The 11,691-nt window shown below is 42.4% G+C and carries 11 protein-coding genes and 1 tRNA gene; 8 read left to right on the top strand and 4 right to left on the bottom strand.

Annotated features, from left to right (window positions below; all coding sequences use genetic code 11):
- Position 1: 1 nt before the first annotated feature.
- Positions 2 to 73: transfer RNA gene (locus RMO55_RS13425), tRNA-Lys, on the bottom strand.
- A 344-nt stretch (positions 74 to 417) separates the two neighbouring features.
- Here RMO55_RS13425 and metG point away from each other — a divergent pair.
- From metG to RMO55_RS13395, 6 genes are all read left to right on the top strand, one after another.
- The gene (gene metG, locus RMO55_RS13420; RefSeq protein ID WP_310427259.1) at positions 418 to 2,055 is read left to right on the top strand and encodes a methionine--tRNA ligase; all 1,638 of its coding nucleotides are present in this window, start codon (positions 418 to 420) and stop codon (positions 2,053 to 2,055) included.
- A gap of 141 nt (positions 2,056 to 2,196) precedes the next feature.
- Positions 2,197 to 2,784: an NYN domain-containing protein gene (locus RMO55_RS13415; RefSeq protein WP_310427257.1), complete on the top strand. Its 588-nt coding sequence runs from the start codon at positions 2,197 to 2,199 to the stop codon at positions 2,782 to 2,784.
- 239 nt (positions 2,785 to 3,023) lie between these two features.
- Positions 3,024 to 4,145, top strand: a complete 1,122-nt coding sequence (gene lptC / locus RMO55_RS13410) for an LPS export ABC transporter periplasmic protein LptC (RefSeq protein ID WP_310427255.1) — start codon at positions 3,024 to 3,026, stop codon at positions 4,143 to 4,145.
- Between the two features lie 163 nt (positions 4,146 to 4,308).
- The gene (locus tag RMO55_RS13405; RefSeq protein ID WP_310427253.1) at positions 4,309 to 5,139 is read left to right on the top strand and encodes an FtsQ-type POTRA domain-containing protein; all 831 of its coding nucleotides are present in this window, start codon (positions 4,309 to 4,311) and stop codon (positions 5,137 to 5,139) included.
- A 236-nt stretch (positions 5,140 to 5,375) separates the two neighbouring features.
- On the top strand, positions 5,376 to 6,617 hold the full coding sequence (gene ftsZ / locus RMO55_RS13400) for a cell division protein FtsZ (RefSeq protein ID WP_396134301.1): 1,242 nt from the start codon (positions 5,376 to 5,378) through the stop codon (positions 6,615 to 6,617).
- Between the two features lie 351 nt (positions 6,618 to 6,968).
- Positions 6,969 to 7,103, top strand: a complete 135-nt coding sequence (locus RMO55_RS13395) for a ribbon-helix-helix protein, CopG family (protein WP_310427250.1) — start codon at positions 6,969 to 6,971, stop codon at positions 7,101 to 7,103.
- Positions 7,104 to 7,111: 8 nt separating this feature from the next.
- Here RMO55_RS13395 and RMO55_RS13390 read toward each other — a convergent pair whose 3' ends face one another.
- Positions 7,112 to 7,882, bottom strand: coding sequence for an MBL fold metallo-hydrolase (locus RMO55_RS13390; RefSeq protein ID WP_310427248.1), 771 nt, complete (start codon positions 7,880 to 7,882; stop codon positions 7,112 to 7,114).
- A 309-nt stretch (positions 7,883 to 8,191) separates the two neighbouring features.
- Between RMO55_RS13390 and RMO55_RS13385 the strand changes: the two genes are divergently transcribed.
- The gene (locus tag RMO55_RS13385; RefSeq protein WP_310427246.1) at positions 8,192 to 8,803 is read left to right on the top strand and encodes a DUF952 domain-containing protein; all 612 of its coding nucleotides are present in this window, start codon (positions 8,192 to 8,194) and stop codon (positions 8,801 to 8,803) included.
- A gap of 130 nt (positions 8,804 to 8,933) precedes the next feature.
- On the opposite strand, the gene cobO is transcribed toward RMO55_RS13385, so the two are convergent.
- Complete coding sequence (gene cobO / locus RMO55_RS13380; RefSeq protein ID WP_310427244.1) at positions 8,934 to 9,542, bottom strand: cob(I)yrinic acid a,c-diamide adenosyltransferase; 609 nt, start codon at positions 9,540 to 9,542, stop codon at positions 8,934 to 8,936.
- 143 nt (positions 9,543 to 9,685) lie between these two features.
- Between cobO and RMO55_RS13375 the strand changes: the two genes are divergently transcribed.
- Entirely contained in the window at positions 9,686 to 10,279 is a 594-nt protein-coding gene (locus RMO55_RS13375) for a metal-binding protein (protein WP_310427242.1), read from the top strand.
- Positions 10,280 to 10,292: 13 nt separating this feature from the next.
- Here the strand turns inward: RMO55_RS13375 and RMO55_RS13370 are convergent.
- Positions 10,293 to 11,691: ABC transporter substrate-binding protein (locus RMO55_RS13370; RefSeq protein WP_310427241.1), on the bottom strand; the 1,399-nt coding region annotated here is incomplete at its 5' end.

The raw sequence follows: 11,691 nt of genomic DNA, 5'->3' as shown, positions 1-11,691 counted from the left end.
ATGGGCAACCCGAGGCTCGAACTCGGAACCAACGGATTAAGAGTCCGATGCTCTACCATTGAGCTAGTTACCCTGGTTATCCATCCATTCTAGCAGAAACGAATTACTAATTATTAATAAAGCTCAGAAGTTCAGTAAGATCGGGGACAACCTCATCTATGATGGAGACTAGAGCTAAGTCTCAGCACAATCGAACGCGGTTCTCTTTCGTAAAAGGCTGTGCCAATGACTCTACAGAGACACTCTGCTAGATTTTTCATGCCAAAAATTATCTTCAAAGTCCCCAAGGTATTCGATATTCGCATTAATCAATTCCAACATTAGCAACAATAGATATAAATACAGTCAAGGCTTTGGATAGCTTTGGATTGTGAATTTACATTTTTTAGATTGAGTCCGCCACCTTTTAGCTGCAATATGAATCAACCCGCGATCGCCAAACAGTCTTTTACTGTCACTACACCATTATACTACGTCAACGATATTCCCCATATCGGACATGCCTATACTACAATGGCAGCCGATGCGATCGCTAGATGGCAAAGACTCAACGGTAGCGATGTGCTATTGATTACCGGAACTGACGAACATGGGCAGAAAATCGAGCGCACGGCAATTGCGGCGGGTGTAGATCCTCAAGTACACTGCGATCGCATTGTAGAGCGGTTTGACTCGCTGTGGAGCAAGCTAAATATTCAATACGACAGATTTAGTCGAACGACAGCACCCAATCATCAGATTATCGTGAAGGAGTTTTTCCAACGAGTTTGGGAGAGTGGCGATATCTACAAAGGTACTCAGCAGGGCTGGTACTGTGTTTCTTGTGAGGAGTTTAAGGAGGAACGGGATTTACTCGCTGACAAGCATTGTCCGTTACATCCGAGCAAGCAGGTAGAATGGCGCGATGAAAGTAATTACTTTTTCAGACTCTCTAAATATCAACAGCAACTAGAGGCGTTATACGCCGAACGTCCTGATTTTATTCTCCCAAATAGTCGGCGGAACGAAGTATTAAAATTTGTTGCTCAGGGGTTGCAAGATTTTTCAATTTCTCGTGTGAATGTCGATTGGGGAATTCCGCTACCAGCCGATCCCCAGCAAACTATTTATGTCTGGTTTGATGCTTTATTGGGATATATGACAGCATTGCTCGATCCTGATGTCAAGCCTAGTTTAGATAACGCTTTACAGCAGCGATGGCCGATTAATTTACATTTAATTGGTAAAGACATTTTACGCTTTCATGCTGTCTATTGGCCCGCGATGTTAATGTCTGCCGGATTGCCGATCCCCGCTCGAGTGTTTGCACATGGTTATTTTACCAAAGATGGTAAGAAAATTAGCAAAAGTGAGGGAAATGCGATCGATCCGATCGATTTAGTCGATCGATATGGGGCGGAATCATTACGTTATTATTTCCTCAAAGAGATTGAATTTGGACAAGATGGCGATTTTAATGAAACCCGTTTTGTCGAAATTGTTAACGCCGATCTTGCCAATAGTTTAGGGAACTTAGTCAACCGTACTTTGGGTATGGCTAAAAAGTATTGCCAGGGGCAAGTACCAAACTGTAATGCTGAAGATATTTCGCCTGAAAATCCGCTGAAAATATTGGGGCAAGAATTAGGATGCAAGGTGAATCTTGCTTACAATAACCTAGCCTTTAGAGATGCTTGTGAAACAATTTTGACATTAGTGCGTTCTAGTAATAAATACATCGACGATCTCGCACCGTGGGCATTATTTAAACAAGATAAACACGCAGAACTAGCCCAAGTATTATATTCTGTTCTAGAATCAGCTCGTTTGTCAGCTTATCTATTATCGCCAATTATCCCGAAAATCAGTACAGATATTTATCGTCAATTAGGCTTAGAGATCGACTTCGATCTAATTTGTGGCAATAATATTTCTACCTTAAATGCCGATGCACTAGAGTTACCCGTGGATTGGGAACATCATCAAAAATGGGGAATATTAACAGCAGATAGCTTGCTGGGCGAACCACATCCAATTTTCGCAAAGTTAGAAACACCGAGCGATCTGAGTAGTTAAGCTCGATCGATCTGTTATGATGAAGAAGGAGATCGATAATAATTTATCGTCTCGAACAGATAAAGCGATTCTTTTTAAATCTTTTTAAATCTTTTTAAACCTTTTCAAATCTTTTTAAAAATTTATAATACCTCACGAATAATGAATAGTTTTAATCATGATGAAAATTCGATATTTTCAGCACAGCAAGTCCTGGAAAATCGCGGAAGAGTCGCGATCTTTGTGGATGGATCTAATTTATTTTATGCAGCACTGCAACTGAATATTGAAATTGACTATACGAAACTGTTAGCTCGGCTGACAGGTGGTTCTCGATTGCTCCGGTCTTTTTTCTATACTGGAGTCGATCGAACAAATGAAAAACAACAAGGATTCTTACTCTGGATGAGACGGAATGGTTATCGAGTAATTGCCAAAGACTTGATTCAACTACCAGATGGTTCTAAAAAAGCAAACTTAGATGTAGAAATTGCTGTTGATATGATGGCATTAGTCGGATCTTATGACACAGCAGTTCTCGTTAGTGGCGATGGGGATCTTGCCTATGCAGTTGATGCGGTGAGTTATCGTGGTGTGCGGGTAGAAGTAGTCAGCCTAAGATCGATGACTAGTGATAGTTTAATTAATGTTTCCGATCGATATATCGATCTCGAAAATGTCAAAGAAGATATCCAAAAAACACCTAGAAATAATGCGAGTTTATCGATAACTCCTGAAATTTGGACATAAATTAGGAGTGAGGAGTTGCCGTACCACCGTATGAGAGTTGTAGGGGCGAGTTTATACGACCATTTTAAAACGAAACTAGCAATTTAGTCTAGAACCCGCCCTCTACGCCAGTAATTAATTAGAATAAGGGTAAATTTGTAAACCTGGAGGAATTAACCCCCCGATTTTGTTGAATCGATGCTCGTGATTAGAGGCTTTGCCAACAAACAGTTATTCGGTTGCATTAATTGGGGCAAAAGATGAAAGTATACTGCTGGATAAATATTGTTTTGACAATCGCGATTTTGGGGATCGGTGGCTGTAGTCCAACACCTAAATCTAAACCTAGTCCGACTCCATCAACCATCGAAGCTAAATTAGAACTCGATAATCTCAGCTTCAATCAAGTAGATAAACAGGGTAAACCCTGGTGGAAAGTTCGAGCGCAACATGGCGTATATGCTCCCGATAAAAAACTTGCCAAAGTTACTAATTTAGAGGGCGATTTATACCAAGATGGTCAAATTATTCTGCATATCACCGCTAAAACTGGCGAAATAGAACAAGAAGGCGAAAAAGTGATCCTGCGTGGCGATGTCGTCACCAAAGAAACTCGCAATAATTTGATTCTGATCGGACAAGAGGTAGAATGGCAACCAAAAGCAGATTTATTGACTATCCGAGATCGGGTTCAAGCCAATCATCCCAAATTTCAGGTTAATGCTAATGAGGGCAAATACTTGACACGAAAGCAACAGATGGATCTATCTGGCAAAATTACCACATTTTCTAACGATCCCCGATTGGCGATGCAAACAGAGCATATCACCTGGCTAGTCAAAGACCAAAAAGTTATCGGCGATCGACCCACCCAAATTCAACGCTATCGAGATAACCAAATTACCGATCGAGTCACCGCAAATGGGTTCTCTAGCGCACTCGATCGCAAAATCCTCAATCTACAGGGCAACGTTCAATTAAACTCCATCAAGCCGCTAATACAGGTCAATGGTGAGTCATTTGCATGGAATCTCGACAAAGAATTAGTCACAGCCGCTCGACCCCTGACGATCGTCCATCAAAAAGAAGCCGTCACCCTAAATGGTAACAGCGGCGAACTTGATCTCAAAGGATCGATCGCCACACTTAACGGTAATGCTCGTGGAGTAGCCACTCGCAATCAAGCAAAACTCCGTGCAGATCGATTAGTCTGGGAAATGACTTCCCAACAGCTCATCGGAACTGGTAATGTAGTCTATCAACAAATCGATCCCGTCATTAAGTTTACAGGCACTCGCAGCGTCGGCAAACTGCAAGACCAATCGATCGTCGTCACCAGCGACAATAAACAACAAGTTCGCACAGAATTTATTCCCAAGTAGCACGTTGGGGAGTTGGGGAGTGGGAGAGTAAGCTGTACCACCGTAAAGGGGATAGGGGAGTAACGGAGCAAGAAACACCACAACACCCCTACTCCCCAACACCCTACACCCCCCACACACCCACACACCCACACCCACACTCCCAAACCCCACACCCCCACTTGTGTACCAACCTGCATCTAAAGAACAACTAAAACAACGCCGACACCACTTAAAACAGCAACGGCGAATTAGAGTCATAAAATCTTTATGGCGACTTGTTTGTATGGGCGGAATTTTAGCTGGATTGGGGTGGGTATTCAGCCAAGCTGATTGGCGGATTTCTAAACCAGAGCAGGTTCAGATTCAGGGCAATCAGTATTTAAGCGATGCAACGATTCGCGAATGGTTGGCAATCCCCTATCCCAAATTAATTATGGAATTGGCTCCAGCGGAATTGACTGCTCGACTACTCGAAAGAGGTTCGATTTCTAGTGTTAAGATCGATCGAACATTATTACCGCCGCACCTCCTCGTTCGGGTTGAAGATCTTCCACCAGTTGCTCGCATCATCCGCGATGACAGCACTGATTCACAAATATTCGTAGATGAACTGGGTCGCCAATTGCCATTGTCTAGCTACCATTCTAAAATCTGGCAATCTTCACCCAAGTTAGCACTAAGAGCACCCTCCAAAGGGACTTGCCCAGATTGGAAGCAACTTTATCTTGCTATTCAGACTAGCCCAGTCGCAATTGAGACGATCGATTGTCGTAATCCCCAAAATTTAATCTTGCAAACTGAATTAGGTAAAGTACGGCTAGGTGCGATTAGTGATAAATCTCGGTTAAATAGTCAATTACAGCAGCTCGATCGACTTAGGGATTGGAAAAAACACATCGATGTTGCTGAAGTTGACTATCTGGACTTGGAAAATCCTGACGCGCCCAAATTCCAACTTAAGCAATCTAGATCGATCGAACCTAAATTTTCACCTCAGTTTCAGCTACATTAGACTACATTAATAGCATATTTGAAAAGACATTTGCGATTCAAAATTATCCTTCTATAATTTCTATATTCTAGCTCGATAATTGTCTACCTAGCAATCATCGAGCGAAATATAGCTAGGTCTCGATTTGAGATCTATAAACGATCTCTAAATTGTACCCACTACAGATCCAAGTAATCTCAAAAAATCTCTATAATGCGAGTTACTATGCTGTAAAGGGTTCATAAAATAACTAGCGCATGAATAATTCCAGTCCACTTTCTTATCCAGGATTCAAAAGTAACTCAATCCGAGACGCTTACAACATACCCAGGGATGAACGAATGTCTGACGATATCACTTTTAGCAGTGCTGCCCGTATCAAAGTAATTGGTGTTGGCGGTGGCGGCAGTAATGCGGTAAACCGGATGATTGCCAGCGATATCGAAGGAATTGAGTTTTGGACGATGAACACCGACGCACAAGCTCTGTCTCATTCAGACGCGACACGACGGATTCAATTAGGTCAAAAACTCACTCGTGGACTTGGTGCTGGGGGTAATCCTGCCATCGGACAAAAAGCCGCTGAAGAATCTCGTGAAGAGATCGCGATGGCTCTAGAAGGAGCCGACCTGGTTTTTATTACTGCAGGGATGGGAGGTGGAACTGGAACGGGAGCCGCACGGATTGTAGCTGAAGTTGCCAAGGAAATGGGTGCCTTAACCGTGGGTGTTGTCACTCGTCCCTTCACGTTTGAAGGACGACGACGGACAAATCAAGCGGAGGAAGGGATTAGTGGACTGCAAAGTCAAGTTGACACCTTAATTATCATTCCTAATGATAAACTTTTACAGGCGATCAACGAACAAACTCCAGTCCAGGAAGCATTCCGCATCGCAGACGATGTGCTGCGATCTGGCGTGCAGGGGATTTCTGATATCATCACGATCCCTGGACTGATCAATGTTGACTTTGCGGATGTTCGCACGGTGATGGCAGATGCAGGTTCGGCATTAATGGGCATCGGTGAAGGATCTGGCAAATCACGAGCGCGGGAAGCAGCGATTCAAGCAATTACTTCCCCTCTGTTGGAATCAAGCATTGAAGGTGCGCGGGGTGTTGTCTTGAACATCACTGGCGGTGCCGATATGACCCTAATTGAAGTAAATACCGCTGCGGAAACAATTTATGAAGTTGTAGATCCAAACGCGAATATTATCTTTGGTGCGGTGATCGATCCACAGATGCAAGGTGAGATGCGCATTACTGTCATTGCGACGGGATTTACTGGTGAGATTTCCGAGCCAGTCAATCGGTCAAGAACGACTGGTACGACTCCTTCACGCTCTGCGATGCCATCCGAACAACAAGTCCGCGAACAACAAGTCCGCAAGCAACAATCGGGGACATCTGTTGGTAACGACAGTTTTCCGAAGCCTCAGCCACCTCAGAACCCTGGAGCCGATTTACCCGCTTTTCTCCAAAATCGTCGCCCTAAATAAATCTGACTGAGGTGATTGTCTTGAGAAGTAGCAGTTGCTCGATTATTTGAGTTGCTGCTGCTAGCTTGGGGAAGTTGCGGTCTGGACTCTCTCAAGGTCGAGATCGATACTAAAACCTAGGGGGTGGTAACTCCAAATCCGAATCTAAATTCCATTTGCTAGCTGGCCATTTCACTTACAACTAACGTTGCGGTCGAACTTAACCACTAGTATCAATTCCAATGCGGCTGAAGTACTTTTCTATTATTATTTTACCGTACACACACTAAAAACCACACCGTATCAGTCTAAATTGATACGAAAACCATGATTCATCCAACGCAGTATAGCATTCCTTCAGGTAAAAGAACTATGTCTTTAAAGCAGTTAAATGTTAAGATTCCCGAACAAGAACTCCGAATTCTGGAAGCTTTTGCCGAAAAAACCGAGCGAACGAAGACTGATATCATTAGGGAATTCATCAGAGCACTACAGTCTAAAATTTGATGAACAGCTTACAGCGAGACAGTTTCACCTGGTCGTGGCATCAACAATTTGGTGGCGATCTGGGAATCAGCTAGCAGTTTGGCAAACTCTTCAATAGTGCCATCCGATCGAGTCAGTTGGGGTAAAATGCCACTGGCATGAATTTCACCAACCGCAGTGGGCAAATACCACTGCGGTTGAAGGATGGAAGCAAGAGCGAAAGCATCTTGGGAATTCATAATTACTTTTCCCAGCAGCGGGAAAATTTGACCGACAATCGGGGCGATAATTGCGTCGATCTTACCTCGTTTATTGATTAGATCGATCGTCTCTCGATCGGTGGCTAAATGGGGTTCGTAGTAGAGTGTTTTGTCAGTTTGAAGTAAATTTATCAAGAACCCATTCTCTAACTGTCCCTGAATCTTCGCGCCTGGAGTAGCAGTGATTTTGACTCGTTCATCCAAGGTATAATTTTCCCAGGGAACTAGCGGGATGACTCGATCGTATCCCAACTTCTTAACAATTTTTACGGCACTCGGTACTGCAATTACGGGAATTTGCTTGGATAACTGCGCTAGAGTAGGCTGATGACAGTGGTCGTCGAGACTTTGACTAATGAGGATGAGGTCGATCGTCGGTAAGGTTGTTGGCGTATAGCAAGGTGGATTGACACGCTTTGCCTCAAATAGCCAGGGTGAACCATAAAACACCACTGAATCCACCAACCACGGATCGATTAAAATCTGAAGACCGTCAATATTCAGCAGCCAACTATTGAGACCGATAAAAGTGAGTTTCACTAGGTAAGTTAAATTAATTGATAATTGGGTTTTTAATGGCGGGTGATTAATCTGCCTTAATCCTCAGAGAAGTAGGGGAAAGGTCACAGGGTAAAGGTTAAAGACACTAAATTGCCATTCGCTATTTATCTTTTCCCCTTTCCCCCTTCTCTAAACATCAGAGTAATATTTCTATATGCTAACCAATTAATTACTCTGCGTGCAATTACTCGTAGCGAAAACCGAATTTTTATCCTAATACATAAGTATTGTTATTGCCATAACTCTGACAATTTTTATGATTAGTGAAATTCACAATCCATAATCACAATGACTCAACATCTGGCTACTACTCATCGATCGCCAGATCCGATTTCTGTCCTGATTTGTCAACATCGCACCTGTCGGAAACAAGGCTCTGCTGAAGTCCTAACGGCTTTTAGATCGCTGACGATTCCGAATATCACTTATGAAGGCTGTGGTTGTCTCGGCAACTGTGGGAATGGGCCAATGGTCTTAATTTTACCCACAAGAATATGGTATTATCTCGTTCAGCCTCAAGACGTATCGATAATTGCAGTAGTTCTTAGAAAATTCATGAATACTATCCTACATATTACCCAAAAACAAGAATGGGAAAAAGCCCAAGATTTAGGGACTTATCGTAGCAGCACACTAGCCTCAGAAGGATTTATTCACTGTTCTACTTTAGCCCAAGTTATCGGCTCTGCAAATCGATTTTTCAAAGGTCAAAAAGATTTAGTAATTCTAAAAATTGATATCGATCGAGTCAATCCCGAAATTCGGTATGAAGGTGGAGATGCAAATAATTTATTTCCACACATCTATGGCGAATTAAATATCGACGCGGTAATTGCATCGATCGATCTCGAAGCAGATGTAGATGGCTTATTCATATTACCAAAAGAACTCATCGGCTAGTAAGGAATGAGGATTTAACAATATGCAGATTTACTATCTCCCCTACAAGGAGAGAAGTTACAAGTTATTTAGTTCTCCTTCCTAACCAATTTTTCAACAATAACTTGCCAGATTCATTTAGCGTCAATCTCTAAAATTCAATTCCGGGTTGTGCTTTAACGCCTTGCTCGCGGAAAGGATGTTTAATCATCGTCATTTCTGTGACCAGATCTGCCACATCGATTAAACTTTGAGGTGCCCCTCTCCCAGTCAAAATTACATGAGATAGTTCGGGCTTTTGTGTCAATCCCGCGATGACGACTTCTGGACTGAGATAGCCCAATTTGAGAGCGATATTCACCTCGTCTAATAATACTAATTGATAGTTTGGATCGATGATATAACTCAATGCTTGCGCCCAAGCGCGTTCGGCGGTGGCAATATCTCGATCGCGATCCTGTGTATCCCAAGTAAAACCTTCTCCCATCGCCTGGAATACTAATTGGTCGACAAACCGTTCTAACACAGCTTTCTCGGCTGGTTCCCAGGCACCTTTGATGAATTGGACGATCGCCACGCGATAGCCGTGTCCGAGCGATCTGAGCACCATGCCCAGGGCGGCGGTAGTTTTCCCTTTCCCCGTGCCAGTATTAACGATAATCAAACCTTTTTTGTCGATCGATTGATCGATCCGTTCGGCTTGTACCTGTTGCCGCCGCTGCATTTTTTGCTTATATTGTTCGTCAGTAAGGTTTGTCATGTAGAGGGTAGGGAGTAGAGAGTAGAGGGTAGGAAATGGAAAATTAAGAACGTATAATTAATCATCGCGTTTTATTGTTTATATTTTAACAAATAGCAGAGATTCAATTTTGCCTACCCCCTACCCTTTACCCCCTAATTACTTTGCCATCTGGACGTACACACGATCGAGTGACTCTATGGAGTTTACCTCTAATTGCGGGGGGGACACTATTTACAACTGCTCGTGCCGATTTAGCATTTTGGGTGTCAGGGGGCTTTCTATTTAGTGGCTTAATTTTTGGCCCAGATTTAGATTTATACTCCTTTCATTATCAACGGTGGGGTAAATTGCGGTGGTTATGGCGGCCATATCAGAAGGCAATTAAACATCGATCGATCTGGTCGCATGGGCCGATTATTGGGACGGTCGGACGGATACTATATCTGAGTTTATGGTTGGGATTAGTCGGTTTATTTTATTTGGCAATAAATCAGTTAGCCGGAGGTCAGACGTATACTGGCAAACAGTTGCTGGGCATGTTAAAGCACTCGATCGAGTCCAACTTTCCGGTCTATTTAGCTCTGTTCTGTGGTTTAGAATTGGGTGCAATGAGTCATTATCTGAGCGATTGGTTAGTATCAACATATAAGCGATCGCCATTCCGAAATCGAGGGGAGCATAATTCCAAATTAAAAGTACCATCTCAATCAAAAAGAATGCCTGTTAAACAGACAAAAAGGTCGCGAGTTAAATAATTTATAACTATTTTTACTCAGCCGTAATAGTCAATTCATGCATATTCCAAAATGCCCCACTCAGTGATGAAAATTTAATCCCTTTAACTCGATCTTTGACTGCTGCTAAAGATAGAGGGTTGACTAAATAAATAAAGGGGATATTTTCTTGGGTAAGTTTCTGGGTCTCTATATAAATTTCGCGACGTTTTTTCTCGTCTAATTCTTGCGATCCTTTGATATATAGTTCGTGAATTTGCTTCTCCCAGTCGGCAATTTGACGACCTTGAATTGCTGGCTTACCAGGTTCGGGTTGAGCATTGAACAGGTGTGAAGATCCATCTACTGCCCATAAATTGACATTATAGTGCGGCTCAACACCACCACCAAAGCCAAGAATAATTGTATCCCAACTCAACGAATTACTGAGTCTATCTGTAATTAAACTCCACGCGATCGGCGTGAAATCTACCTCAATACCTAAACGTAATAAATCTTGTTTGATTTGGGTACCGATCGCTTCTCTAATTTTATTACCAGAATTAGTCATTAAACCAAATCTAACTCGATTATCGCGATCGTCAACTAGCTTGTTTTGGTCATTATACTTAAATCCAATTTCGGCAAATAATTGCTTAGATTTTTGAAGATTATAATCGTATGAATTGATACCCTGTGCGCGAGATAAAAAGTAAGGACTCGATACAGAAATTGGTGAATCTTGGGGCGCACCTAATCCTCGATAGATATTATTAATCATTCGTTGTCGATCGATCCCATAGGCGATCGCTTGCCTAAATTTAACATTATTAAACCATCGCGACTTGACCGGATCGACTAAGGGTTTACCATTTCTCTCACCTTGATTGAGATTGAAGCCTACAAAAGTGGTTCCTGATTGCGAACCACCGTTATAAACAGTGTATTTACCTTTCTTTTCTTCCTTTTTGATCAAGGAAAAGAAATCAGGTGTCACCGCATAAGAGTCTAATCCACCAGAGCGAAATTGCACTAAAGAGGTATCATTCGATTCGACGATTTGCCAGACTACTCGATCGATATATGGTTGTTGTTTACCTTGGGCATCTTTCCGCCAGTAGTAAGGATTTTTCTTGAAAACTAATCGTTCTCCAGGAGTATATGATTCGAGAATAAATAGCCCATTAGAGACTAGCTCTTCTGGTGGTGTATTAAGTCCCCAAGTACTCAGAAATATGGGCTTACCATTTTTATCTTTTTCGGTAATAGTCGGACGTAATTTGTGAGCGGGTAAAATACTCATTCCGCCCATAGTCCGCAAGAAAGGAGCAAAAGGTTCGGCAATGGTAAATGATACTCTATCTTCATCAACTTTTTTGACTATTGGTAATTTCTGCTCCTTCCCAATTTTCATTAAATCTCGCTCGTCGCTGGGAATATCTGGATTAAAATAT

It is taken from the genome of Chamaesiphon sp. VAR_48_metabat_135_sub (assembly GCF_031418915.1).
Lineage (GTDB): Bacteria > Cyanobacteriota > Cyanobacteriia > Cyanobacteriales > Chamaesiphonaceae > Chamaesiphon.
Note: the sequence above shows the minus strand (reverse complement) of the source record. Positions and strands in the feature narration are given on the sequence as shown.